This window comes from Rheinheimera sediminis, assembly GCF_004005375.1.
GTDB lineage: Bacteria > Pseudomonadota > Gammaproteobacteria > Enterobacterales > Alteromonadaceae > Pararheinheimera.
This window is the reverse complement of record NZ_RZUF01000008.1, coordinates 44,446-69,948: the sequence shown is the minus strand read 5'-3', so window position 1 is coordinate 69,948 and position 25,503 is coordinate 44,446. Positions and strand designations below refer to the sequence as shown.

Below are 25,503 nucleotides of genomic sequence, written 5' to 3'. Positions count from 1 at the left end.
AGAAATGGATCTTATGCACAGATTAATATGGCTTTTTGTCTTTTTTGCTTTGGTCAGCCTGGCAGGGTGTTCCAGTACTATTCGCACTTATACCCAAACTTTGGAACTGGCATTTAATCCAGGCGACGGAGCCAGTTTAACTAAAACTGAGCTTGCAGCCAGAGAAAGTGATGTTTTATACGCTAAAGTAGGTGCTTTGCCTAATGCCGTGCTTGTATTGGCTTTTATCGAGCATGGGCAGCACAAATGGATATCAGCCGACGAAGCCATGTTGGTGCTTGAAAAAGGGCGTTTGGTAAAGACAACAGGTTTTGACAACAACTTGCTATATCTATCTGATACTGCATTGGATCCACTACAACAAAAAATGACAAAAATTCAAGCGGGTCAGGCCTGGCAAAGTGTAACCGATTGGTCTGGAAATTCGGAATCTGGCCACCCGGTGAGTTATGAAATCCTTTATACCGAAGTAACCTCCCTTGATGTACTTGAACAGAAGTTTCAAACCAAATTAGTCACAGAGCAGGTTACTTTTTCTAATGGCCAGACGGCTATTAATCAGTTTTGGTTTGATTTAAATAGCGGTTGGTTATTAAAAAGCCGTCAGACCATTGCACCTTTCTGGCCTGAAGTTGAGCTGGTTCATATCAGTAATGCAGGTCGTTTATTGGGTGTCATTAAAAAAGGGAGTTTAAGATGAGCCGCTTAAGCTGTTTCGGCCTCGCTGTGTGGATTATTAGCATAAGTATAGCTAAAGCTGCAACGCCAGTGGTTTTAGTAGAGCATCAAGGCAAGTATCAAGGTTATTTTGAGCAGCCCAGATTGGGGTTGGTTGTTTATCAGTTCAATACCTCCGCTTCTTTGTACTGGCCAGCGGCAAAGCTTTTTAAAACGGATGCAGAAACCACATTAAAGCTTGAGCAACAACGTACAGCACTGCTGAACCGACTAGCCGCACTTAAACATGAATTTCAGCAAGATTCTGATCCAGCTTTAGCGGCAAGTGTTGAAAAAATAGAAAAAGATATTGCGTCCTGGGAATTGGCGGGCAATATGAATCTACCTCTGGACCCCGATAGCGTTCGAGCTAAAAAGTCTCTTAATCCTTTGCTTGCTGCAGGACAATACACACTGCGTGTCGGTACCAGACCGACAGAATTACCAATGCAAGGCTTAGTGGCTGAATACAAGATGCCATTGCGAAATGCCGTTTCTGTCGATAGCTATCTTGGAAGCATCTCTATACTGGAAGGTGGCAGCCACTCTTTTGTTTATGTGATTCCTGCTTTTGGTGAGTTTTACATTGCAAAAACAGGGTTATGGAATAAAAGTTATCAGGAAGTATCACCAGGTAGTCTGTTATTTATTCCTTTTGAACAACGACACTTGCCAAGCGAATTTAGTGATATTAATGAACAAATTGTAGAACTCTTGTTACACAAGGTTGTGACCCAATGAAGAAGTCCTGTTTAGCTGCTCTTATTTCCTCGCTGTTGTGCTCGACAGTCATTGCGGATCAATACTTTTCTCCTGCATCAAACGGTTATTCCCAAGGCAATCATGGGGGTATTGGCTTAATTCAGATGCCAACAGCTCGTATGAATGATGCCGGAGCCTTTAGCCTGAATTACCAGGATAGTGAAGAGTACCGATTTTGGTCAGCGTCCTTGATGTTGTTCCCTTGGATGGAAACGACATTCCGTTATTCAGATGTTCGTACCCAGTTTTATAGCGATGATCCTGGGTTTAGCGGCGATCAGACCTATAAGGATAAAGGGATCGACGTTAAGTTTAAGTTGTGGAAGGAAAGTGAGTTTTTGCCAGACCTTGCTGTAGGTTTTCGTGACTTTGGCGGTACAGGTTTATTTGAAAGTGAATTTATTGCGGCAAGTAAAAGATTAGGTCCTTTTGATTTGCATTTAGGCATTGGTTGGGGGTATTTAGGCCGCAAAGGTAATATCACTAATCCATTTTGTGAAATCAGAGATAGTTATTGCGAAAGGCCCGGTGGATTCAGTGGTTCAGGCGGAAAAATTGACTACCAACGTTTTTTTAAAGGACCTGCCGCTTTATACGGTGGTATTGAGTATCAGACTCCATGGCAGCCTTTGCGCTTGAAACTGGAATACGATGGCAATAACTATTTACAGGATTATGCTGGTGTATTGCAGCAAGATTCCGATTTTAATATCGGCGCCGTTTATGCTCTGAACGACTCATTTGATCTGAATTTAAACTACCAACGCGGCAATACTTTTGGCTTTGGTGTGAACTACAAGGTCGATTTTAATAACCTGAAACAAATCAAATTTGACCCTGCAGTTAAGCAAATACCTGACGTTCCAGTGGCTTCGATCGATGTTTTAGATAAAGTGCAGCTTCGGCAGGATTTGTATTTGAATGCAGGTTTTGTGGTGAATAACTACGTATTAAAAGCTGACGAAATTATTTTAAAAGGTTCACAGATAGCTTACCGCGACGAAGATGTTGCCATGAATCGTGTTGGTCGAGTGCTCGCAACCCATTTGCCTCGAAGCATCAAAACTTACAGGGTGATCATTCAAGCGATGGATTTGCCTATGGTCGAGACTGTGATTGATGCAGAGCAATTTGCCAAAGCTGCACGTTACGAATCACCAGAAGCGGATGTTCGTACAACCTATCAAAGAGTGGAGCCTGCAGTAGATAATCAACAGTGGGCTGTAGAGCGCAACGAAAGTGGCTTTGGGTACACTGCGGATGTTTTCTGGATACAGACCTTTGGTAATCCTGAAAGCTTCTATATGTATCAGGGGGGGTTATTACTAGGCGGTGGTTATCAATTTGATACGCATTTTAGTCTGCAAACCACAGTGAAAGTGAACGTACTGACCAACTTTGATGACTTTAACTTTAAAGTTGATGCGCAGGAAACTGGTGTACCTCGCGTTCGTACTTATGTTCGTGAGTATGTGAGCCGTAGCGACGTGACCATGGAGAATCTATACGGACTTTGGAAAGATCAAGTTTCAGAAAACTGGTACGGTCAAGCTTACGCAGGGTATTTGGAAACCATGTACGGCGGTATAGGTGGTGAACTGTTATACAAACCCATAGATACATCATTGGCTATTGGTTTAGACGTAAATTACGTTCGTCAACGTGATTATGATAGCGAGGTGGCCTTTTTTGACTACAAGGCGCTCACAGGTCATTTGAGCTTTTATTGGACTCCTCAGTGGTTAAAAGACACTATGCTGACTGCCAGTTTCGGTCAATATCTGGCGAAAGATAAAGGCGTGACGCTGGATTTCGCCAAACGTTTTGATAGCGGCATTGTAGTAGGTGCTTATGCCGCTATTACAGATATGTCGTCCGAAGAATATGGTGAAGGCAGTTTTACCAAAGGTTTTTATCTGTCTATCCCCTTTGATTTATTCTCGTTGAAATCAGCCATAGGCAGGGGGCGTATTCCATGGGTTCCAATAGCCCGCGATGGCGGCCAAATGCTGAATAGACCGGTAAATTTAAATGGGTTAACCGAAGCTCGTTCTCCGTTTATGAGATAAAGTGAGATTGGTAGAATAAAGCCACTCTTATGAGTGGCTTTATTATTTGATGGAAAAAATGAATGGTTCAGATTACAGCTTTACCTCTGCCTGGTTTATTGCTTTTGCAGCCTAAAGTCTACGAAGATGAGCGAGGCTATTTTTTTGAAGTAAACCGAAGTGCTGAGCTCGAGCAAATATTGGGTCATATCGACTTTGTACAGGAGTCACAATCTGGCTCTGTGCACCATGTGCTTCGGGGGTTGCATTATCAGTTGGAGAGACCACAAGCTAAATTAATACGAGTGTTAAGTGGCCAGATTTTTGATGTCGTTGTGGATTTAAGGCTACAATCAGCCAGTTTTGGCCAGTGGTATGGTCTGGAATTATGTGCGGAAAAAAGACACCAACTTTTTATTCCGGCCGGCTTTGCTCATGGTTTTTTAACTTTAAGCCAGTACGCTGAAGTCGCTTATAAAACGGATCAGTATTATGATCCTTCCTCAGAACGTGCTATCAAATGGGACGACCGGCAATTGGCAATAAACTGGCCCTTACAAAAGCCTCCTCTAGTCTCAGCCAAAGATGCAGCGGCCCAATCTTTTGCTAGCGCCGATGTTTACCCAACAATGGGGTTAGAACAGATTTAATGTTAAAAGTAGTATTGCTTGGACAATCAGGTCAGCTGGCATCAGAACTTAAGTTCAGCGCTCCTGCGTTTATCCAGCTCAGAGTACTGGGTCACGCTGAGTTTTGTACTTTGTCTGATGCAGTTTTAACAGATTTTTTTTTGCGATTCAGGCCGGACTGGGTGGTTAATGCGGTGGCTTATAATCAGGTTGATCAGGCTGAGTTATCTCCTGACGTGGCTCTTGCAGGTAATTTTTGTTTAGTTCAGAAACTGCAGCAACTTTGTGCCTTGAATCAAACCAAGTTGTTACACATATCCACAGATTACGTCTTTGACGGTGAAAAGCTGACTTCTTATAAAGAATCAGATCAGCAATACCCTCTAAACTACTACGGGAAAACGAAGTTGTTGGCAGAGCAGTGGCTACAGCAAGAATATAAAGCGCAGAGTTTCATCATTCGTACTAGTTGGCTTTATTCAGTCTATGGTAAAAACTTCGTAAAGACTATGTTGCAACTGATGCAAACGAAACGACAATTGCAAGTGGTGCAGGATCAAATGGGCTCTCCATGTTGGGCATATGGCCTCGCCGTAGTTATTTGGCAGATTATCTGTAATGAAACTGTGATTGCTGGAGTCTATCATTGGGCTGATTCTGGGTTTTGTTCCCGCTATGAGTTTGCTTGTGAGATCCAACATTTAGCCATACAACTGGGCTTAGTTGGTGACGAGGTTGAACTGATAGCTGTCAATTCTGAACAACTGAACAGCGTCGTTAAGCGTCCGGTTTTTAGTGCTTTGGATAGTGGTTTGCTCAGAGAATTGTTATCTTTGCCGCCAGTACCCTGGCAGCAGCAGTTAGCGAAGGCTTTAAAGTTACTTTCAATTGGATAAACGAGTAAAAGGATAAGTTATGAGTTATGTATTGTTAACTGGTGGCGCGGGCTATATTGGCAGTCATACAGCTTTAGCTTTGCTTCGCGCTGGCGAACAAGTGATTAGTTTTGATAATTACAGTAACTCCAGCCCTGAGTCATTAAAGCGGGTAGAGCAGTTAACGGGCAAGTCAATTATTCAGATTGAAGGGGATGTACTTGACCCCGTCGCATTAACTGCAGTGTTCCAACAATATCCAGTGAAAGCAGTAGTGCATTTTGCTGGTTTAAAAGCCGTTGGTGAATCAACACAAAAACCTTTGTGGTACTACGAGACTAATGTAGGCGGCACTATTAAACTTTGTCAGGTGATGGCGAAGTTTGCTGTAAAAAATTTGGTATTCAGTTCATCTGCTACTGTGTACGGCGATGCGCAGAATAGTCCCTTGCCCGAGACTACGCCCACTGTGGCAATGAATCCTTATGGTCAATCTAAGCTAATGACAGAGTGGGTCCTACAGGATTTGTATAAATCTGATCACAGTTGGAACATAGCTGTACTGCGTTACTTTAATCCGGTAGGTGCTGATTCGAGTGGTTGTATTGGCGAAGACCCCAATGGCATACCAAATAATCTGATGCCTTTTATTACCCAGGTGGCTGTAGGTAAACGTGCCCAACTGCAGATTTTTGGGAGTGATTATCCTACCCCTGACGGAACAGGAGTTCGGGACTATATCCATGTCACAGATTTAGCCGCAGGCCATGTCGCAGCTCTGCACTATTTGTCTAAAGAACCCGGCTTTGATTGTTTTAACTTAGGCAGTGGCGAGGGGTTATCAGTGCTTGATATAGTGAACGCCTTTGCAGCTGTGAATCAGGTTGCAGTGCCCTATCAAATAGTTGACAGACGCCCCGGTGATGTAGCGCGTTACTTCGCTGATCCATCTAAAGCTAAAACTGGATTAAATTGGCAAACAGAACAAAGTCTTCAAGACATAGTACGTGACAGCTGGAACTGGCAAAAAAATAACCCGAACGGTTATAAATAAACTGGGGCAGATCGCATTTTTCAACGGATGCGATCTGTCTTCCTCTATGCCAAATAAGCCACAGTATCCAGTAGATATTTACCATAAGCGTTTTGTTTAAAAAGCCTAGCGCGCGCCACTATTTGCTCTTTAGTCAACCAACCCATTCTGTACGCAATTTCCTCAAGGCACGCAATTTTTAAACCTTGTCTTTTTTCTACCGTTTCTACGAATTGGCTTGCATCCAACAGCGAATCATAAGTACCAGTATCGAGCCATGCAAAACCCCGGCCCAGTAAACTGACTTTAAGGTTTTTAGTAGTGATGTAACTTCGAATGACGTCTGTGATTTCCAGCTCGCCTCGTTGTGACGGAGTAAGACTCTTGGCGATGGATACAGAGCTGTTGTCAAAAAAATACAGGCCGGTCAAAGCAAAGTCTGATTTTGGCTTCAGAGGTTTTTCTTCAATACTCAATACATTTTGGTTAGCGTCCATTTCCACAACACCAAAGCGTTCCGGATCTGTGACATGATAAGCAAAGACAGTGCAGCCTTTTTCAACTTTGGTCGCCTGAATCAGGCGTTCAATAAAATTCTGACCATAAAAAATATTGTCCCCCAATACCAGGCAGCAATTGTCACCTGCAAGAAAGGGCTCAGCCAGAATAAGTGCCTGAGCTATACCTTCAGGTTTCTCCTGCACTACATAAGTGAACTCAACACCAAAATCTTCACCTGTCCCCAACAGATTCAGAAAGCCAGACAGGCTTTCAGCTGTAGTGATAATTAATATTTCACGGATCCCAGCCAGCATCAGCACAGAGATAGGGTAAAAAATCATAGGTTTGTCGTAAACCGGCAAAAGTTGTTTTGATGTAGATAAGGTCAGAGGGTACAACCTGGTGCCCGAACCTCCAGCTAACACTATGCCTTTATACTTTGCCATCATTCAATTCCTGAAAGACCTTTACGGTTAAGCTGATAATGACCGGATAAAATATTCTGCCACCATTGTGGGTTATTCAGATACCACTTTAGGGTTTTCTGTAATCCAGCCTCGAAACTTTGTATCGGCTGCCATTGTAGTTGCTGTAAAATTTTTGTGGTATCAACAGCATAACGTCGGTCATGGCCAGGCCTGTCTTTGACAAAACGAATTTGCTCTGTGTAGGATTTACTTGTTGCCGAAGGGCGTAATTGATCCAATAAGCTGCAGATGCAGTGAACTACTTCGAGATTGGTTTTCTCTGCATTGCCGCCAATCATATAAGTTTCACCCACCTGACCCCGGCATAACACTGCCCATAATGCACTCACATGATCCTCTACATGCAGCCAGTCACGGATTTGACCGCCATCACCATAGACAGGTAATTCTTTACCTTGTATCGCTGATAAAACTATATGTGGGATCAGTTTTTCCGGGAACTGATAAGGACCATAGTTGTTGGAACAATTAGTGATTAAAACCGGCAGGCCGTAGGTACGATGCCAGCTACGAACTAAATGGTCTGAGGCTGCTTTTGACGCTGAATAGGGAGAGCTTGGCGCGTAGGCTGTGTCTTCATTAAATAAAGCTTCTGTGCCCGCCAGATCGCCAAAAACTTCATCGGTAGAAATATGATGAAACCGGAATGCTTGTTGTGCTTCAGGGCTTAAACTTTTCCAATAGTGCAAACTGGCTTCCAGCAACTGGAAGGTGCCCTCTATATTGGTTTGAATAAAGCTGCCAGCGTTTTCTATGGAGCGGTCAACATGAGATTCTGCAGCCAGATGCATAACGCAGTCAGGTTGAAACTGTGCAAAAATCTGACTTAATTGCTGACGATTTATAATGTCAGCCTGGTAAAACTGATAGTTGCTATAGTGCTGTACATCCCACAATGACTCCAGGTTGCCCGCATAAGTGAGTTTATCTAGGTTAGCGACCAGAACATTGGGTTGATTCAGTAAAAACCGGACTAAATTTGAGCCAATAAAACCTGCGCCACCAGTGACCAAAATTCTCATTTGTTACCTGCAAAAAATAAAATGGGTTCAGAACACCTTAGTTACTTATAACTAAGGTGTTCTGAACCCATTTTACAACATCTGCTCAATTTGTTCTTTGATAAAATGGTACCTTTTCCGTTGTTCTTTGGGCAGCTCGGCGTCATCTATCAGGTTCATACACTTGTGAACCAGATAAATTAAATCTTCGTTTAAACGGCCGCGTTGGCTGATGGCCTGCAGTAAATTCATCGCTATGCTGGCGTTTGCCGGCATAGTTTTTTGTGCTTCGATAAAATAGGAAATGGCTTCAGAATATTGCCCCAGACTATAAGCCTCCATACCAGCGTTATGGCTTGCCATCATGGTGGCTCTTTTGTGGCTGTACTTATCTTGTTCCGATAAAAACATCATATTCAGCGCTTTGTTATACAGATCAGAACTTTGCGATAAGGTATTCAAGGAACCCATATAGTGGTCACTCATCGCCAGATTACCGGTTTCGAAATAGGCTCTGGCTCTGTCCAGCAATGCTGAAGCAGATAAAGTGCGGCCTAAGCTCAGTTCTTCGCTCTGTTGTAGTAAGCTTGTCGCTTTGTCTGTTTTACCCTCTAGTACTGCAGCCCTTGCTTCTATCACCAGTTTGTCGTGTTCGTAACTGCTTGGGTTAAACCGTTTTTTAACCTCTTTGAGAAAATAGTCTACCTTGCCAATCACCTTTCCCCGCTCACGCACTGACATTGACTGAGCATTTTGGATCATAGCTCTGGCATAGTTCAGCATATTGTCTGCTGTGTCATAGATGGAATACTTAGCGGCTTGCAGCAGTTTAGAATGTACCCGTACTGCTAACTCTGTTTGATTATTGATTACAGCTAAATTGGCCAGCACATGCTGACGCAGATAGTTTTTAGGTGAGGCCTCCGCCACAGCGCGCACTGTATTAAAAGCTTCTTCAGCTTTGTTTTGACTCAAATACAGGCGCGTTAGCCAATCCAGCGCTTCAATTTTCGTTTCAGGCTGATCGGTGAGCTCAATCAACATGTCTTCAGCTTCGGTGTCCTGTTCCTGATAGCCTTTAGCCACAGCCAGACCCAACTTGGCCCAGGGCAGATCACGAAAAGCCAACACCTCGGTGTACAATAGTTCCGCCTCTTTATAGCGTCCTACTTTCACTAAGAGCTCACCTTTTAAGCGTTGAATATAAGCATGATAAACAGGGTATTGTTCCAGGGAAATGTCACAGGCTTGAATTGCTTCAGGGTAGTTTTCTTCAGCAATCATTTGATAGGCATATGTTAACGCCCGTTTTACCTGAAAGGCCCGGCCTATGCGCCGCTCAAGTTCGGCATAGCTAAAGGGCTTTAACAGGTAATCATCCGGCAGGAATTCGATCATGCCATAGACTGCCTGACGATGACGTTCACCACTGACCACAATAAAGCAGCAACTGTGTTTTAAGCAGTGCTCAGCTTTTAAGGCTTCAAATAACTGATAACCATCGCGGCCTGCGCCTAAGTTGTAGTCGCACAGAATAAAATCAAAATCAGTTTTACGGCAAACTGACATGGCAGTTTCCGCATTACGCGCCACAACAACATGGTCAAAACCAATTAGCGCTAACATACTTTTCATGTACGCTATGACTTGTTCATAATCTTCTATGACCAGAACCTTTTTCGAACGATAAAATGCTCGCTTGGAAATCACTTGGCTCAACTCTCATTACAACTGCTGTTAGCCTATCATACTATCAACCTGTTTTGGGGAAGCTTCAGTCACCTGAATGCGGGATCCGCAGCGCCACTGAATGAATGTCTTTTATAGCGCTGTGTGTCACTCGGCCCGGCCATAGCAAGCTATGAGCAGCACAGTGCCGTGATAACCACACAAGTCTGTTGCTGCATTGGGCAGCTAAAGCTGCGCAAATTTAAATGAATAAACGGACTTTATTGATTTAATTTGTTAAAGACCCAGTGAGGCACTCATTATCCCGACTCAGATCCACTACTAGCTGCTTACAAGGACTGGTCTTTCCATAAATCAAGCTGTTGCAATTCTGTGGGACAGGCGCCGGCACGGATCCACTTAGCTAAAGCCTGAGCTACATTAGCGTACGCGACTCTTTGGAATGAGTTTGAACCAGCCAACCAGTCAGCGATAACGGCCGTAGTCAAATGCTCTGTACTTTGTCCAAGTTGCAGCTGAGTGAGCGCAAGAGCGTTAGACTCTTGCTCCATCTGTCCCTGTAAGGCTTTGACTAAGATACGTTTTTGTAGCTGTAAAGCTTCACTTACCAGCTCAAAACCTGCGTTGCTTAGTACGGCGCCGGACTGATGTAAATCACGCTTAAACTCATCAACACAAGGACCAGAACACTGAATATGTCCAAGCTGGTTTTTACTCAGGCCCGGGCCATAGAGGTAAAACTGATACTGCTGCAGAGGTTGCAAACACTGGATCACCTGGCGTTGATCTTCAAATGGCAGATACACCAACACTTTATTTGCATCTGCTGTATTTATCCCAGGTTCTAAGTCAACAATAGGCGGCAATATAGGCTGGTTAAAATGATGCCAGTGCAAGCCTATTTGTTGCTGAGCAGGGGCAAACCATTTGAAGATACTGCGGCTGAGTAGGGTGTCATGAATTTGCGGGACTTGATGGAGAAAGGCATATTGATGACCAAAAGCGACAGAGCGTTTTTTTTGTCGTCGCGCCGCCCAGGCTGTGATAGGTTCAAAGTCGGTGAGCACTAAATCATAAGCTGAACAGTCCAGTTGACACACATCACGCCATAGCTCCAGAGGTTTAGCCCGGGCCGCAGTTTTCAGATAGTTGATCTGACCTTGTTCTGTGACAAAGGTTAAGCCGGTTTTTACCTGAAAATCACCAAACTGCTGCATATCAAATAGTTGTTCAGCGGGGCGACCAGAGAACAAAAAGTCAACGGCTATGCCCTCAGCTTGAAGGTATTTGCCCATAGCGCGGGCTCTGCTGATATGTCCATTGCCTGTTGCCTGCACACCATACAAAACCCGCATCGATTTACTCCGGTTAGTCCCTCCAGACCAGTGCTTTAAAGTGTGCACGGCACATAGAGACATAGTGATTATTACCGCCTATCTGCACCTGGCTGCCAGCAGTGGCTGCTTTGCCATTTTCGTCCAGCCGCACCACGAAATTAGCTTTTCGGCCACAGTGACAAACGGTTTTAAGTTCTACTAATTTATCTGCCCATGCCAGCAATGCCTGGCTGCCGGCAAAAGTTTCGCCTAAAAAGTCAGTTCTCAGACCAAAAGCCAACACTGGCACATTCAGATCATCAACCACATAGGTCAGCTGTTTAACCTGAGCTTTGGATAAAAACTGAGCCTCATCAATCAGCACACAGTCCAAATCACCCTGCTGTTTCAGAGTTTTGCAAGCTGCAATAAAATCAAAGTCGGCGTCAAAAATCTGCGCATCCATCGACAAACCAATGCGGGAACTTATTTTTCCGACACCAAATCTGTCATCAATAGCAGCGGTAAAGAGCGCTACCGTCATACCTCTTTCCTGATAGTTATAAGCACTTTGCAGTAAAGAGGTCGATTTACCTGCGTTCATCGCCGAATAATAAAAATACAATTGCGCCATCTGCGTGGTCTCATGATTGAAAGTCTCGCGCAGTATAACCAAAAGCTAATCTGTGTCGTAGACTAACGGCCAAAGATGACAGTAAGAAGACAATTGACGTACACTGCTCAGCGCCATAAAAATGGGATTTAAGGGGATAAAATGGATAAATTGTTGTTTGGAACAGTGCTGCTGCAGGTGCTGTTAACGCTATTCATGATGGTGTTAATGGGAAAGCGGCGCTTTAACGCGGCTAAAAATCGTGAATTACCCTACAAGGCATTCAGGGTAATGGATTTAACCGGTGCTAACGAAAAAGTGATTACCGCCAGTCGTAACTTTGATAACCAGTTTCAACTCCCTGTGTTGTATCTGTTTGCCGTTACTTTTGCGCTGCAATTTGCTCTGGCCGATCTTGCTCTGGTGGTATTGGGCTGGCTCTTTGTTATTAGCCGTTTAGTGCATGCTTATGTGCATGTGGGCGCTAATCATGTCCGTTTGCGTTTTGCGGTTTATCTGTTTGGTGCCCTGATGTTAGTGATGTTCTGGTTGAAGTTAAGCCTGACCTATTTACTTGCTTGAGCATGGATTTATTTGGTGCTTATCTAAGCCTGGCACTAAGTGCTTTTGTTTCCGCCACTCTGTTGCCTTTTGGCTCAGAGTTGGTGCTGATGGGGCTGGTGCACCAGGGCTATTCGCCGCTGCTGCTGTGGTTGATTGCAACTGTATTTAATACTCTGGGCTCTGTACTGAACTGGTATCTGGGTAAACAACTGCTGAACTTTCAGCATAAAAGTTGGTTTATGTTTAAACCCGCTCAAATAGCAAAAGCCAGCGGCCAATTTCAGCGTTGGGGTTTACCTTCCTTATTGTTGGCCTGGCTGCCAGTGATAGGCGATCCACTGACCTTAGTCGCTGGTATTCTGAGAGTACCGTTGTTTTGGTTTGTCGTCTTGGTAGGTTTAGGTAAAGGTTTGCGTTATGGTGTGGTGATAGGACTTATGCCTGGGGTTTAAATCGAATGAAAGGAGTGTAAATGAAAGTATTATTATTCTCTGGTCTGGCTATGATTTTGGCCTTAGGTGCTATAAATGCCCAAGCGCAGCAAAGCTCGGTAGCTGAGCCTGAAGTGAAAGCCGGATGGCAAACCCTGCCGCAGGACAACCTACTTTATCTGGAAACAGACCAAGGCCGTATTGTCATTTTATTAGCACCGCAGTTTGCCCCTGAACATGTAAAACGTGTCAAAGAATTAGTAAAAAACCGCTTTTATGATGGTGTGACTTTTTATCGGGTGATTGAAGGTTTTGTCGCTCAGTTCGGTGTTCCTGAGCATGAGTGGGGCAGCAGAACTAAATTAACGCCGATGAAAGCTGAATTCAGCTGGCCTGTGAATGGTCGTGATCCTTATCTTTTAGTGCAACGACCAGATTTATTAGCCGAAGAAACTGGGTTTAATCAGGGATTTGCTGTAGCTCGTGAACAAAACCAAGAGTGGTTGGTGCATTGCCCCGGTGTAGTGAATATGGCGCGTGCGAACGAACCCGATACTGCAGTGGCTGACATTGCCATTATGCTGGGGCAAGCGCCCAGGCATTTGGACAAAAATATGTCGGCATTTGGTAAAGTGATTTGGGGCCAATATGCTGTGAATCGTTTGCGTCGTGGTGAAGTAGCTGACGGCGGCGTAATAGGTTCTGCATCAGCGCGGACTGTGATTAAACAAGCCCGCTTAGGTTCAGATTTGACGCCAGATAAACAGTTGCAACTGGAAATGCTCAATACCAATAGTTCTGAGTTTTCGCAGTCTCTCGCCGAGCGTCGTTCCCGCATTCACGTGTTTTATCAACACAAAGGCAACGGAAATATGGATGTTTGTTATCCGCAGGTGCCAGTGCGTGAAGTAAAAGTAGGGTAAAGACCTTCCAGCTCCAAATGAACTCAAGCTACAGGGAGGCGGCAAGCCAGTCAGCCCTGCAATGAGTGTAACGCCATTGGACTGGCTGATATAGCGCACTTTAGAAAGCTGCGGCTGTAAGGAAAATAAAGAATTCACTGGTCGATGGCGGCCTTTTCAGTCATTATGTGCGCCTTTTCTGTGGCGCTCCGAGGGGATAGCAATGAACTATGAATTAACAGCTGATGATTTAAACAAACTCAGTTTATTGGACGCTGAACAGCGTTATGACTACTTTATTCAGGCCGTAGCCGATTTAGAAAAGATCTGGATCCTGGTGGATGAAGAAGGTTTTGTTTTGGTTGATGCCGATGAAGAGCGTTGCATCCCGGTTTGGCCACATGCTGAATTGGCACAACTGTGGATCAATGGAGACTGGGCTGAATGTCAGGCCCAAGCGGTAGATATTGCCACTTGGCTTGATAAGTGGACCAGCGGCTTAGACGGTGACGAGTTAGCCATAGCGGTTTTCCCACACGCTGCAGAACCTGGCGTGGTCATTGGCCCTGAAGAGTTCGCTGAAACTCTGATCGAAGCCACTCAAGACAACGAATAATAGTGTTAAATTGGGGTCAGAATCTGACCCCATTTTTATAGCTAAGATTTTCTCCTTGAAGCTATTGATAACAATTCTTGATTAGATTACTATGCCTGCACTTTAATTCGCAGGTGCATTTATGTACGTTTGTCTTTGTAAAGCAGTCACAGATAAAGCCATTCGCCAACAGGTCGAAGCGGGCGCTTGTTCTATGCGTGAGCTGAAACAAAATTTGGGTGTAGGCACTCAATGTGGCAAATGTGTCTGTCAGGCCAGCGATATTCTCGACTCTGCTTTATCCAAACAGTCAGCACAACAACGTATTCCGGTGTTAATGATCAATACCACCCGTCCTGCTGCTTAATTGCATTGGGGGCAAATTGCATTGGGGTCAGGCCTTGAATGTTGAATTTGATTCAACATTCAAGGCCTGACCCCAATTGACAATTCATTTTTAAAGTTAAATGGGCTGCATTTGTTGCTGCGGCTAGGCATAATGTTGGCATCTTTTCCTGAGGTAAGCCTTATGACTAAAATTGCTAAGGTTGCAATAGTGGGCGGCACCCACGGCAACGAATTCTCCGGTATTTATGCCATTCGCCAGTACCAGGCTAATCCTGCTTTAATTCAGCGCCCAAGCTTTGAAACCAGTACCTTGTTTGCCAATCCTGAAGCGCATAAAGCCAATAAGCGCTATTTACACAGTGATTTAAACCGTCAGTTTAAAAATGTCGATTTAGCCAATCCAGAGCTCAGCAATTACGAACAAAGCCGCGCCAAAGTGATTAATGAAATTTTGGGCCCCAAAGGTAACGCCAAAACCGATCTGGTAATTGATTTACACAACACCACCAGCAATATGGGGGCGTGCCTGATCATGACGCAAGCTGGCCCTTTTTATAATCAGATGGCTGCTTACGTGAAGATGAAAATGCCGGAAGCTATTATCTCCCGTGATGAAGACCATTTAGCCGCAGAAGATCATGCGCTGATGTGCACGCTGGGCCGCTATGGCGTGATAGTGGAAGTGGGGCCACAGTCTCAGTCTGTGCTGCGTCAGGATGTGCTGGAGCAAATGCATGAGATGACAGCGCATATTCTCGACTTTGTGGAACTGTACAACACCCAGAGCCTGCCAGAGCTGCCAAAACGCACTGAAGCTTACCTGTATTTGCACAGCATTAAATTGCCGATGAATGAAAAAGGCGAACGTTTGGGCATGGTGCACAAAAATGTGCAGGACAAAGACTACCAAGCTATTCACCCAGGCGATCCGATTTTCACTTTGTTTGATGGTACTGAAGTGCCATACGACGGCGCTACAGTGGTATATCCAACCTTTATAAACGAGGCTGCTTATTACGACAACAATCTGGCGATGTCACTGAACGACAAAATCTGGATCGAGCTGTAAGGTCAAAGCCTTGTTATTTGGATAACTCTGTTGGGGTCAGGCTGAAAGCCAGACCCCAGACATTACAGCTGAACGTAGCTGGCTTTTTTCTGGATAAGCTCAATAGCGTAGTTGTCCGGGTCGCGGACAAAAGCGATTTCTGTAGTACCACCTTTCACCGGACCAGGTTCGCGGCTTATTACCCCGCCTTTAGCGCGTATCAGCTCACAAGCGCCATAAATATCATCGACTTCCAGGGCAATATGGCCGTAAGCTGTGCCCAGCTCGTAGCTGTCAACGCCCCAGTTGTAAGTTAACTCCAATACAGCGCCTTGGCTTTCATCGCTAAAACCAACAAAAGCAAGGGTGTATTTGTATTCAGCATTTTCTGAAGTACGTAACAGCTTCATGCCGAGCACTTCAGTGTAAAAGGCCAAAGAGCGTTCTAAGTTCGTCACGCGAAGCATGGTATGTAAAATGCGCATAAAATTTCCTTCATCGGCTTTTCAGTGAACAGGTACAAAGATCCAAGCAGACTGAGGCAACTTGCGAGCTACCGAACTGCATACATCTTTGCTTAAATTCACCCTGTGATGGCAGATAGTAGCACAAGACAGAGCCGTAACTGGATCGCTGCTCGACACAAATGAGATGGCCTGCAATTCTATGTCGATGATCCACCTCTAAACGTCGTCTATAAAGTCTGCATACCCTCACAGTTGCTGCTGGATTTAAGCTTCCTGATAGGCGGCACGCATTAGTCTGTTCTGCACGGCAAGCCATGCGCCATCCGAAGGCGGATGCTCTACCACAATAAGTTCGGCACCACTTTGATCTGCTAAATACAGCTGTTTGTATAAATCTCGGCCATACTGCATGGCGTCATTTGGCATGCGATATTGCCAGTGAACCTGCGTTGTATAAGACGGTTCACTGAAAGACAGCACCGCAAGTTTTAGCCTGTTGTTTTCAAGCAGCCTGTTGAGCTCAAGAGTGGAAACACAGCGCAATGGGGTCTGAGGTTGGTAGTGAGCTGCCACATTGCCCGAGACCTTCACCTGATGCTGTTCCGGTGTCTCCACCTTCTGCCCCAGTACCTGCTCTAACTGTTCTGCACTAATAGGACCGGCGCGCACTACCGCTATGGAGTCACCAACCAAACTGACAATAGTAGATTCAAGACCAAACTCACAGTCGCCCCCATTCAGCACTGCATCAAGTTTGCCTGCCATGGTGTCCATGACGTGCTGCGCACAGGTTGGGCTTAATCTTTTGTAGGGATTAGCAGAAGGTGCTGCGACCGCTAGTTGCTCAGCTGCCAGTAGCTGCAACAACACAGGATGAGCCGGCACTCGTAAGCCTATGGTATCCAAACCTCCAGTCACACAGCTGTCGACGTGATCTGCTTTTTTAAGCAACAAGGTGAGTGGACCTGGCCAAAATGCCTCTGCAAGTGCAAAAGCCTGGGCAGGAATATCTTTTGCCCAGTCTTTCAGTGCTGTGGCTGCATGCAGATGGACAATCAGCGGATGATCAGCAGGCCTGCCTTTGGCAACAAAAATCTGCTTCACTGCCTCTTTGTTTCGGGCATTTGCTGCCAGGCCATAAACAGTTTCAGTAGGCACTGCAACCAGCTTTCCTTGCTTTAATAACTCTGCTGCAGTGTGGACATGTTCTGCAACTGCAGAGTGTAACATCAGGGTATTCAACACAGTTTGACTCCGGTACCTGGTGGTTGGTAGTTAACCTGAACTCGGGATAATGAGTGTCGACTTTTTTCGATTTAATGAATTAAATCAACGAAGTAACATTGTTACGTTAAGCAACCAAAGTCTTTGCTGACTGAATGTACAGATTTTTGTGGATCTCAAGGCGCTTGGTCGTACGCCATAGCAAGCTATGGCTAGACGGAGCAACGCAGAGAGGCGCGAAAAGATGTCTATTCAGTGGCACGGCTTATCCCGAGTTCAGGTTAGTTAAGGATTACAAAGTGGGCAATAAGCCGGTTCTGCATAAGGTTCGGCCGGAGGCTCATGCTCGGTATGACCACAACAATCGCATTTTTTTATATAGTATTTCACCCGCTGCGTGGGGTAAGTGCAGGCGGAACAGGGCAGACCCGGTTCATGCGCTTTACGCCAAAAATCGGCCGCCTGACACACAGGACAAAGTGCAAGCAACCTGTCAGCGAGCTGGGCTGCCGCCTGCTGAATATAACGCTGCCGGGCAGGGCATAAGTGAGCGCGTAAATCTGGTGAAATACGAATAACTTCTGTCAATTGCCCTGAGGTACTAAGCAAATCTGCATGCTGCACAGCCTGAAAAATAGCATCAAAGCCGAGTAGTCCTTTTAGCAAGCCAGTGCTGTAACTGAGGAGCCAACCTTGTGCTGCATCATGCTGCTCCAGGTGCGCACGGATCAGTGCAAGCTGATCTGTTTTGAGATCAGACAAAGGTACCGGGCCTGAAGCATAAGCCATAATGAATTGCTGCTTATCCTGATAAAACAGGCACAGCACCTCGTCATCCCAATTCAGCAAGCCAGGAGCTGGACCACCACCAAAGCTGCCCTCACTGCCAATACCTATAGCAAGGCCTGTCGCTTCGCAGGCCAGTTTTGCTTTGGTTTTTGCGCAGTCCAACGGGCTTTGTGTGCGCGCTGTTTCACCAGAAAATGAACCCAAAGCGTCAGTATCAAAAGCTTCGGTCAGCTGTAGTTTTAAGCCAACCTGGGCTAAAGCAGGCGCTATCAAAGCTAATTTTTGATGTTTCGTCAGTAGCGCTGCCCTTAGTTCTTTTGCTTTCATCTTATAGCCCTTGCCCCAACATAAAGCCCGGTTCACCGTGAAAGGTGCAGAGGTTCTCGGTTTTAATCACGTCCAGATTATTGGCTGAGATAAGACTAAGCAGGCGAATGATATCGCCATATCCGAGTTGCGTCAGGCCTGCTTTGAGCATAAAACGACATCGCCATTGGTCGGTACAGAAGGTTTCAGGAAAGCCATCAGGCCATACTTTTACGCCCCTATTCGTGATCATTTCCAATTCAAGTTCTGCGGTTTCCAGCAGCTTCAGGCGTTCAGCCAGCATGCTCGCTGAGAGTTGGTGTTTATGCAAAAAAACGTCAACGCCGACGATAATTTTTTCCGCAGGCGCTTTCGCTTCATAGTCTGGAGTAGCAGGCTTTTGCTGCAGAGCTGAGTTTTTATAAGTCACGGCCGTAAACCTCTGCGTTGGCACCAAGTCGAGCTATGACCGCAGCAGCAAACTGGTCGGTATTGACCAGAACTTTGGTTTTTTCACCCATAATAGCTATATCTTTGCCTTCGAAGCTCTGCTGCTGACGGCCATTGTTTCTATTATTTTCAATAACAAGCTGCTGATTTCTCATGGTAGCGATACTTCAATGTGCCAGTGGGCGCACTGTATGTCAGCAAATCTATAAATAAAAATACTTTGTTTTAATTGAATCCATAGCTTCAAAGCTATAGATTTGTGCTGTGCTTAGTAAAAACAGAGAATTCATTATGCCTGCTCTCACTCTTGCCCGATTTCAGCGTATTACTCCACAACAACTTCGGGCCTTTGAGTCTGCAGCGCGTTTGTTATCAGTCACCAAAGCAGCGCAAGAGCTGTATGTCAGTCAGCCAACAGTGTCGGTACAACTGCGCGAATTATCTGTGACTACAGGCCAGCGATTATTCGAAACAACAGGTAGGCAAATACGTTTAACTCAGGCCGGCGAAGAGCTTTATAAAGCAGTACGTGAAGTGGCTGCATGCTGGCAACGCTTCGAAGCCAGAATTGCTGAAATCAATGGATTGGTCAGCGGTCGTCTGCGTATCGCTGCAGTAACAACGGCCGAATACTTTGTGCCTGATTTATTAGGGCCCTTTTCCGCTGCACATCAGGGGGTAGAAATTGAGCTGGCAATTGAAAACAGAGACAGAGTGGTGGGGCGCCTTACTCAGGGGATAGACGATCTGGCGGTCATGATGATGCCCCCGGATGACCTGCCGCTGGAACGCCTGCAGTTTCAGATCAATCCCTTGGTGATCATCACTTCGTCAAAGCACGCTTTAGCGAATAAAACAGTTGAGCTGAATGAGTTAAGCACAGAGCGTTGGTTGATGCGAGAGTCCGGAAGTGGCACTCGTATGGCGGCAGAGCAGCATTTCAAAGAACATAATTTTAAACCAAATGTAGTGATGAGTTTAGGCAGTAACGAAGCGATAAAACATTCAGTCGCAGCAGGTTTAGGTATTGCAGTGCTATCGCAATTGGCCTTACAACCTTCGGTATGGTCAGGCGCTCAGTCTGCGGCAGCCACGACTAAAACTGCGGTGCCACTAGACTATGAGGCCTTGTGCCAAGCCGGATTGAGCATAGTCAAAGTCAAAGACTTCCCAATTATCCGGCATTGGTCTGTGGTCTGGCGTAAAGATAACCCGTTATCGGCCACAGCCCGGCATTTCCTAGACTATCTGCAAGCTGCAGCTGCACAAAAAAAGACGTGAGAAGGCGACTATGGGTCGACTTTCTCTTTAAACTCACACAGGTCCTCAATAATACAAGAGCCACATTTGGGTTTGCGTGCCACGCAGGTATAGCGGCCATGCAGGATCAACCAGTGATGCAAGTCAAACATAAACTCTTCTTTGTTTGGCGTATTCCGGATAATGCTTTGCTCGGTCTCTTCAACCGTTTTGCCTTTGGCGTAGCCGGTGCGGTTGGCCACGCGCTGGATATGGGTATCAACGGCGATAAAGTAGTTACCTTCGTTATCTTTTAGCCAGCCGAAGGCGGTGTTCAGCACCACGTTGGCGGTTTTGCGGCCTACGCCTGGCAAGGCTTCTAAAGCTTCCCGATTTTCCGGCACTATGCCATTGTGCTGGTCTATCAGGATGCGGCAGGTTTTAATCAGGTTCTCTGCTTTTGAGTTAAACAGCCCTATGGTTTTGATGTACTGCTTTACGCCATCCACACCTAAATCAAAAATGGCTTGCGGCGTATTAGCAACAGGGTAGAGCAGGCGGGTGGCTTTATTAACGCTGACATCCGTCGCCTGAGCAGACAGCAACACAGCAACCAGCAATTCAAAAGGAGAATTGAACTCCAGCTCAGTGGTTGGCTTGGGATTGTTTTCCCGCAGTCGCTGTAAAATCTGAATACGTTTTGCTTTATTCATCTGGTTTTATTTAAAACTCTTTATTCAAATTTTTTAAAGCTAACTGGACACATGAGTGACTCGTGCCCGGCTGATTTTTTGTTCCGCAGGTTTAGCTTTGGCCGCAATTCGAGCATCTACAGCATTTTTGCCTGCAATCAAAAAACCCATCACTAAAAAAGCACCGGGCGGTAATATGGCCAACAAAAACTGATGATCCGCCTGGTACAAATGCACGGTCAACACTTTGGCCCAGTCACCCAGCAGCAAATCAGCTCCGGCAAACAAGGTGCCAGCCCCCAGTACTTCTCGTACTGCACCCAAAGTACAGAGCACTAACGCAAAACCAGTGCCCATCATCAAGCCGTCGAAAGCCGCTGGTAGCACTGCGTTTTTCGAGGCATAAGCTTCAGCTCTGCCTATCACAATACAGTTGGTGACCATCAGTGGAATAAAAATGCCTAGCGCCTGATACAGGTTGTACATAAAAGCATGCATCAGCAGTTCGATCACAGTCACTACGGAAGCTATGACCATGACAAACACCGGAATACGGATTTCATTCGGCACATAGTTCCGAACCAGCGATACCACTGTGTTGGTACTAAGCAATACCAGCATAGTGGCTAAACCTAACCCCAGCGCACTGGTCAGGCTATTGGTCACGGCCAACAAAGGGCAAAGCCCTAATAGCTGCACCAGGCCCGGGTTGTTTTTCCACAGCCCTTGCCGAACAAGTTCCTGATAAGGGCTCACTTTTTGTTCTACAGCAGTAGTTTCCATAGGGCTCAGGCTCCACAATTAGCTGGCAAGCTGGCCAGTTCAGGATGTTGCTGAATATAGATAGCAGCATTTTTCACTGCTTTCACCACGGCGCGTGGCGTAATAGTGGCACCGGAGAACTGATCGAATTGACCGCCGTCTTTTTTCACCGCAAAGCTGCGATCTTCAGCTGAGGCCAAAGTTTTGCCATTAAAACTTAAAACCCAAGGGCTTTTACGAAGTTCTACTTTATCTCCAAGGCCCGGGGTTTCTTTATGGGTCAGTACTCGAACGCCAATAATCTGTTGCTCTGGGCTAATAGCTGCCAATACCTCAATAGCACCGCTGTAGCCATCTGGCGCCGTGGTTTCTACCAAATAGGCTTTGACTGAGCCATCAACGCGATAGCGGTAGATCTGTTGTGTCGCATCTTTTCCCAATAACTCTGTATCCAACACCGCGACGCAATCGTGCAAAACCTCTGTATTGCCTGCAAGTTCAGGCATTACTTCAACCAGAGTGCGAAGTTTACTATCAAGTTGCTGCTGCTTAATTTCAACTTTGGTGATTTCATTCACCGCAGCCACGGCAAAAACACAAAGCAGGGCTGCAGTGCCCAGCAGCAAGGCGTTTTTAGTGACAGAACTCAGCATTAGCGCGCTCCCTTATTTTTATGGCCATAGGTGCGTGGCTGGGTGTAATAGTCAATCAAAGGAACCGCCATATTGGCCAGCATCACGGCAAAAGCGAAGGCATCCGGATAACCGCCGTAACTACGGATCACAAACACCAGGCCGCCAATTAAAGCCCCAAAAACCAAGCGACCTTTTTCTGTGGTGGAAGCCGATACCGGGTCGGTCGCAATAAAAAATGCTGCCAGCATAGTGGCACCAGAAAATAACTGAAACAGCGGGCTGGCATTGGTGTCTGGCGATAGTAACCAGGCGATAAAACTAAAGCTAAACAAGGAGCCTAACACAGCCACCGGAATGCGCCATTGAATGACTTTTTGCTGCAACAAAAACAAACCACCGAGTAAATAGGCCAGATTAACCCAAAACCAGCCTTCGCCGGATAACCAGCCAAACACCGGTTTGTCCATGCTTTCGGTTGTGGTGTAGCCCTGCGCCAGGTCCGTTTTTAATGTATCCAGTGGTGTCGCCATACTGACGCCATCCACATTTTGACGCAGTTGGCTGATACTGTAGCCACTGCAACTGAACTGGGTGAAAATAGTACAAACCGCATCAGCGGGCCCCAGACTTTGCTGTTGTAAAGGTGCTGCGGGTAACCAACTGGTCATAGGCAAAGGAAAGGATACTAAGAGCAACACATAAGCCGCCATCGCCGGGTTAAATAAATTGTTGCCTAAGCCTCCGTACAGTTGTTTCACTACAATAATCGCAAAAGCTGTTCCTATCACTACCAACCACCAGGGGGCATAAGAAGGGATAGCTACAGCAAGCAATACGGCGGTCACCACAGCGCTGTGGTCCAGCAATTTAGCTTTCACTTTTTTACCGCGCAGGGCCAGTACTGAGGCTTCACAAAGCAAGGCGGTCGCTATGGCCAATAGCAGTTGGATCAGTACCCCATAGCCAAAAAAGTAAGCTTGTACTGCAATACCTGGTACAGCAGCTAAAGCCACCAACTTCATCAACTGAGCTGTGCTCTTTTGGTTGTGCTGGTGCGGGGAGCTGGCGATTTTAAAACTCATAACGGCTCACTATTTTGTTGTTTTTTCGCTTTAGCCCGCGCTATAGCAGCTGCTATGGCGGCTTTTTTCGCATCGACATCAGATGCTGCTGCTTCAACCTGAGCTGGCTCTGCAGTAGTTTCAGGCTGGGCTTCAGGCTCTTGCTGCGTCAGCTTTTTTGCTTTAGCCCGCGCTATAGCGGCTGCTACTGCGGCTTTTTTCGCATCGACATCAGACGCTGGTGCTTCAACCTGAGCTGGCTCTGCAGCAGCGGCTGCAACTGAGTCTGGCTGGGATTGCGGCTCTTGCTCTGTCAGTTTTTTCGCTTTAGCCCGCGCTATAGCAGCTGCTATGGCGGCTTTTTTCGCATCGATATCAGACGCAGCTGCTTCAACCTGAGCTGGCTCAGCAGCAGTTGCTGCAACTGAGTCTGGCTGGGCTTGCGGCTCTTGCTCTGTCAGCTTTTTCGCTTTAGCCCGCGCTATAGCTGCAGCTACTGCGGCTTTTTTCGCATCTGCATCAGCTGCTGGTGCTTCAACCTGAGTTGGTTCTGCAGCAGTTTCAGGCTGGGTTTCAGGCTCTTGCTGTGTTAGTTTTTTTGCTTTGGCACGAGCTAAGGCGGCGGCAATAGCGGCTTTACGTGGGTCTTCTGTTGCTGCTTCAGTTTGGGCTGGAGCTGACTCCGTGGCCGCAGATTGTTGTTTTTGCTGCTGATAAGCCAAAGCTTCGGCTTTTTTACGCTCGCGCTCTGCAATAATTTGTGCTTTATCCAGAGCTGGTGCTGCTAGTTGTTGGCTGCGCTCCAGCGCCTGTTGCACAGCTGCAGCGCTTTGTGCCGCCTGACCACTGGCTTGTTGCTGCGCAACACGCTGAGCCGCCAGTTGTTGGTTGCGTTCCAGACGTTCTTGTTTTTCCCGCTCTAAACGTTCGGTACGGGCATCAAAACGTGCTTTGGCTTGCTCTGCTTTTAAGGCTTCACGCTGGGTTTCACGGATCTCTGCTTTGGCCACCCGGTAGTAATGCACCAACGGAATTTCGCTTGGACAGACATAAGCACAGGCGCCACATTCAATGCAGTCGGATAAATTGTATTCGGCTAGTTTGTCCTGATCTTTGGCTTTGCTGTACCACAACAGTTGCTGCGGTAATAAGCTGGCAGGGCAGGCGTCAGCACAAGCACTACAACGGATACAATCCATTTCCTCACTGACTGCACCCAGTTCCTGTTCGGTCGGGGCTAAAATGCAGTTGGTGGTTTTAACCACAGGTACAGACCAGTCTGCTATCGCAAAGCCCATCATTGGGCCTCCAACAATAATGCGCTGGCGTTGTTCTGCCTGAAAACCGCAAGCAGTCAGCAAATCTGAGATGGGCGTTCCTATCAGTGCCAGTACGTTTTGTTGCTGCGCCAGGGTTTCGCCAGCCACAGTCACTACGCGGTGGATCAGTGGAATATCGTCCAACACCGCCTGAGCTATCGCAAAAGCTGTACCGACGTTTTGCATCACAATGCCAATATCCAGAGGTCTGCGACCTGCTGGCACTTCTTTATTCGTCAGCAACTGAATTAATTGTTTTTCGCCACCTGAAGGGTACTTGGTGGGGACTTCCCGAACGAAGTAGTTATCTTTTTGGCCTATAGCAGCTTTTAATGAGGCTGCCGCTATAGGTTTGTCGTCTTCTATGCCTATCAATACTGCTTTTGGACTCAGCAGTTTTACCAGTATCTCTATACCGGCAATAATGTCGCTGGCGCGCTCCTGCATCAGCATGTCATCTGCTGTGATATAAGGCTCGCATTCCACAGCATTGATAATCAGATAATCAACCGGCTGCTTCACATTGACTTTAATGTGCGTTGGAAAACCCGCACCGCCCATACCGGCAATACCAGATTCCTGAATACGTTCCAATAAAGTGTAGTTATCTACCACTGCAGGATCCAAAGGTTTGCGGGGACGCCACTCGTCCATACCATCCGGAGTCAGCACTAAAGTAGGTTCAGCTAAGCTGGAAGGGTGAGTACTGGTATGAAGTTCAATCGCCAGCACTGTGCCAGAGGTGGGGGCGTGCACAGGTACAGCCATCGCATTATCAGCCTGAGTCAGAGCCTGGCCTTTAAGTACCCGATCGCCGACTTTGACTAATAGCTTGCCAGCAACACCAATATGCTGGCGCAGTGGAACATATAAACGGTCAGGAATATCTAAAAGCGCCACAGGTTTTTGGTTAGTGCGCTCTTTACGGCTTGGTGGATGAATACCACCATGAAAGTCCCAGACTTTTCCTGCCTGAATTTGTTGAAATAAAGTAGGCAA

The 25,503-nt window shown here is 46.3% G+C and carries 28 protein-coding genes; 13 read left to right on the top strand and 15 right to left on the bottom strand.

Going from position 1 to position 25,503, the window contains the following annotated elements:
* Nucleotides 1-13: 13 nt before the first annotated feature.
* The 6 genes from EMM73_RS06890 (at nucleotide 14) to galE (ending at nucleotide 6,085) form a co-directional block, all read left to right on the top strand.
* Complete coding sequence (locus EMM73_RS06890; protein WP_186435151.1) at nucleotides 14-700, top strand: YjbF family lipoprotein; 687 nt, start codon at nucleotides 14-16, stop codon at nucleotides 698-700.
* Entirely contained in the window at nucleotides 697-1,458 is a 762-nt protein-coding gene (locus EMM73_RS06885; RefSeq protein ID WP_127685708.1) for a capsule biosynthesis GfcC D2 domain-containing protein, read from the top strand. The genes EMM73_RS06890 and EMM73_RS06885 overlap by 4 nt, the downstream gene beginning before the upstream one ends.
* Nucleotides 1,455-3,548 carry a YjbH domain-containing protein gene (locus EMM73_RS06880; protein WP_127685707.1) on the top strand — a complete coding sequence of 698 codons (2,094 nt, stop codon included), beginning with the start codon at nucleotides 1,455-1,457 and terminating at the stop codon, nucleotides 3,546-3,548. Before EMM73_RS06885 ends, EMM73_RS06880 begins: the two co-directional genes overlap by 4 nt.
* A gap of 62 nt (nucleotides 3,549-3,610) precedes the next feature.
* Nucleotides 3,611-4,177 carry a dTDP-4-dehydrorhamnose 3,5-epimerase gene (rfbC, locus tag EMM73_RS06875; protein WP_127685706.1) on the top strand — a complete coding sequence of 189 codons (567 nt, stop codon included), beginning with the start codon at nucleotides 3,611-3,613 and terminating at the stop codon, nucleotides 4,175-4,177.
* Nucleotides 4,177-5,052: a dTDP-4-dehydrorhamnose reductase gene (rfbD, locus tag EMM73_RS06870; RefSeq protein ID WP_127685705.1), complete on the top strand. Its 876-nt coding sequence runs from the start codon at nucleotides 4,177-4,179 to the stop codon at nucleotides 5,050-5,052. The genes rfbC and rfbD overlap by 1 nt, the downstream gene beginning before the upstream one ends.
* A 19-nt stretch (nucleotides 5,053-5,071) precedes the next feature.
* Complete coding sequence (gene galE / locus EMM73_RS06865) at nucleotides 5,072-6,085, top strand: UDP-glucose 4-epimerase GalE (protein ID WP_127685704.1); 1,014 nt, start codon at nucleotides 5,072-5,074, stop codon at nucleotides 6,083-6,085.
* 44 nt (nucleotides 6,086-6,129) lie between these two features.
* Here the strand turns inward: galE and rfbA are convergent, their stop codons facing one another.
* The 5 genes from rfbA to EMM73_RS06840 form a co-directional block, all read right to left on the bottom strand.
* Nucleotides 6,130-7,011, bottom strand: a complete 882-nt coding sequence (rfbA, locus tag EMM73_RS06860) for a glucose-1-phosphate thymidylyltransferase RfbA (protein ID WP_127685703.1) — start codon at nucleotides 7,009-7,011, stop codon at nucleotides 6,130-6,132.
* The gene (gene rfbB, locus EMM73_RS06855) at nucleotides 7,011-8,075 is read right to left on the bottom strand and encodes a dTDP-glucose 4,6-dehydratase (RefSeq protein WP_127685702.1); all 1,065 of its coding nucleotides are present in this window, start codon (nucleotides 8,073-8,075) and stop codon (nucleotides 7,011-7,013) included. Before rfbB ends, rfbA begins: the two co-directional genes overlap by 1 nt.
* A 72-nt stretch (nucleotides 8,076-8,147) precedes the next feature.
* Nucleotides 8,148-9,764 carry a response regulator gene (locus tag EMM73_RS06850; RefSeq protein WP_261373344.1) on the bottom strand — a complete coding sequence of 539 codons (1,617 nt, stop codon included), beginning with the start codon at nucleotides 9,762-9,764 and terminating at the stop codon, nucleotides 8,148-8,150.
* Between the two features lie 308 nt (nucleotides 9,765-10,072).
* Complete coding sequence (locus EMM73_RS06845; protein ID WP_127685700.1) at nucleotides 10,073-11,098, bottom strand: MJ1255/VC2487 family glycosyltransferase; 1,026 nt, start codon at nucleotides 11,096-11,098, stop codon at nucleotides 10,073-10,075.
* Between the two features lie 13 nt (nucleotides 11,099-11,111).
* Nucleotides 11,112-11,693, bottom strand: a complete 582-nt coding sequence (locus tag EMM73_RS06840; RefSeq protein WP_127685699.1) for a thymidine kinase — start codon at nucleotides 11,691-11,693, stop codon at nucleotides 11,112-11,114.
* Between the two features lie 141 nt (nucleotides 11,694-11,834).
* Between EMM73_RS06840 and EMM73_RS06835 the strand changes: the two genes are divergently transcribed.
* From EMM73_RS06835 to EMM73_RS06810, 6 genes are all read left to right on the top strand, one after another.
* On the top strand, nucleotides 11,835-12,254 hold the full coding sequence (locus EMM73_RS06835; protein WP_127685698.1) for an MAPEG family protein: 420 nt from the start codon (nucleotides 11,835-11,837) through the stop codon (nucleotides 12,252-12,254).
* Nucleotides 12,255-12,256: 2 nt separating this feature from the next.
* Nucleotides 12,257-12,688 carry a YqaA family protein gene (locus EMM73_RS06830; RefSeq protein ID WP_127685697.1) on the top strand — a complete coding sequence of 144 codons (432 nt, stop codon included), beginning with the start codon at nucleotides 12,257-12,259 and terminating at the stop codon, nucleotides 12,686-12,688.
* Between the two features lie 20 nt (nucleotides 12,689-12,708).
* On the top strand, nucleotides 12,709-13,590 hold the full coding sequence (locus EMM73_RS06825) for a peptidylprolyl isomerase (RefSeq protein ID WP_127685696.1): 882 nt from the start codon (nucleotides 12,709-12,711) through the stop codon (nucleotides 13,588-13,590).
* A gap of 202 nt (nucleotides 13,591-13,792) precedes the next feature.
* On the top strand, nucleotides 13,793-14,185 hold the full coding sequence (locus EMM73_RS06820) for a DUF2750 domain-containing protein (RefSeq protein ID WP_127685695.1): 393 nt from the start codon (nucleotides 13,793-13,795) through the stop codon (nucleotides 14,183-14,185).
* A gap of 121 nt (nucleotides 14,186-14,306) precedes the next feature.
* Nucleotides 14,307-14,531 carry a bacterioferritin-associated ferredoxin gene (locus EMM73_RS06815; protein ID WP_127685694.1) on the top strand — a complete coding sequence of 75 codons (225 nt, stop codon included), beginning with the start codon at nucleotides 14,307-14,309 and terminating at the stop codon, nucleotides 14,529-14,531.
* Nucleotides 14,532-14,693: 162 nt separating this feature from the next.
* A complete protein-coding gene (locus EMM73_RS06810) occupies nucleotides 14,694-15,581 on the top strand; it encodes an aspartoacylase (protein ID WP_127685693.1) in 888 nt (295 codons plus the stop codon).
* Nucleotides 15,582-15,643: 62 nt separating this feature from the next.
* On the opposite strand, the gene gloA is transcribed toward EMM73_RS06810, so the two are convergent.
* The 5 genes from gloA to EMM73_RS06785 all read right to left on the bottom strand — a co-directional run bounded on the left by gloA (nucleotide 15,644) and on the right by EMM73_RS06785 (nucleotide 18,951).
* The gene (gene gloA, locus EMM73_RS06805) at nucleotides 15,644-16,045 is read right to left on the bottom strand and encodes a lactoylglutathione lyase (RefSeq protein ID WP_127685692.1); all 402 of its coding nucleotides are present in this window, start codon (nucleotides 16,043-16,045) and stop codon (nucleotides 15,644-15,646) included.
* Between the two features lie 246 nt (nucleotides 16,046-16,291).
* Complete coding sequence (locus tag EMM73_RS06800) at nucleotides 16,292-17,272, bottom strand: L-threonylcarbamoyladenylate synthase (RefSeq protein ID WP_261373343.1); 981 nt, start codon at nucleotides 17,270-17,272, stop codon at nucleotides 16,292-16,294.
* Nucleotides 17,273-17,536: 264 nt separating this feature from the next.
* Nucleotides 17,537-18,367, bottom strand: coding sequence for a DUF6671 family protein (locus EMM73_RS06795; protein WP_127685691.1), 831 nt, complete (start codon nucleotides 18,365-18,367; stop codon nucleotides 17,537-17,539).
* A 1-nt stretch (nucleotide 18,368) separates the two neighbouring features.
* On the bottom strand, nucleotides 18,369-18,776 hold the full coding sequence (locus EMM73_RS06790) for a hypothetical protein (protein ID WP_127685690.1): 408 nt from the start codon (nucleotides 18,774-18,776) through the stop codon (nucleotides 18,369-18,371).
* On the bottom strand, nucleotides 18,766-18,951 hold the full coding sequence (locus EMM73_RS06785; RefSeq protein ID WP_127685689.1) for a hypothetical protein: 186 nt from the start codon (nucleotides 18,949-18,951) through the stop codon (nucleotides 18,766-18,768). The genes EMM73_RS06790 and EMM73_RS06785 overlap by 11 nt, the downstream gene beginning before the upstream one ends.
* A 136-nt stretch (nucleotides 18,952-19,087) precedes the next feature.
* Here EMM73_RS06785 and EMM73_RS06780 point away from each other — a divergent pair, with 136 nt between their 5' ends.
* A complete protein-coding gene (locus EMM73_RS06780; protein ID WP_127685688.1) occupies nucleotides 19,088-20,077 on the top strand; it encodes a LysR substrate-binding domain-containing protein in 990 nt (329 codons plus the stop codon).
* Between the two features lie 8 nt (nucleotides 20,078-20,085).
* On the opposite strand, the gene nth is transcribed toward EMM73_RS06780, so the two are convergent.
* The 5 genes from nth to rsxC are packed head-to-tail and all read right to left on the bottom strand — an operon-like array spanning nucleotide 20,086 to nucleotide 25,503.
* Nucleotides 20,086-20,748 (bottom strand): endonuclease III, encoded by a 663-nt coding sequence (gene nth / locus EMM73_RS06775; protein ID WP_127685687.1) that lies wholly within the window; start codon nucleotides 20,746-20,748, stop codon nucleotides 20,086-20,088.
* A gap of 39 nt (nucleotides 20,749-20,787) precedes the next feature.
* Nucleotides 20,788-21,510, bottom strand: a complete 723-nt coding sequence (locus EMM73_RS06770) for an electron transport complex subunit E (RefSeq protein WP_409994300.1) — start codon at nucleotides 21,508-21,510, stop codon at nucleotides 20,788-20,790.
* A 5-nt stretch (nucleotides 21,511-21,515) separates the two neighbouring features.
* Complete coding sequence (rsxG, locus tag EMM73_RS06765) at nucleotides 21,516-22,142, bottom strand: electron transport complex subunit RsxG (RefSeq protein WP_127685686.1); 627 nt, start codon at nucleotides 22,140-22,142, stop codon at nucleotides 21,516-21,518.
* On the bottom strand, nucleotides 22,142-23,206 hold the full coding sequence (gene rsxD, locus EMM73_RS06760; protein ID WP_127685685.1) for an electron transport complex subunit RsxD: 1,065 nt from the start codon (nucleotides 23,204-23,206) through the stop codon (nucleotides 22,142-22,144). Before rsxD ends, rsxG begins: the two co-directional genes overlap by 1 nt.
* Nucleotides 23,203-25,503 carry an electron transport complex subunit RsxC gene (rsxC, locus tag EMM73_RS06755; protein WP_127685684.1) on the bottom strand — a complete coding sequence of 767 codons (2,301 nt, stop codon included), beginning with the start codon at nucleotides 25,501-25,503 and terminating at the stop codon, nucleotides 23,203-23,205. Before rsxC ends, rsxD begins: the two co-directional genes overlap by 4 nt.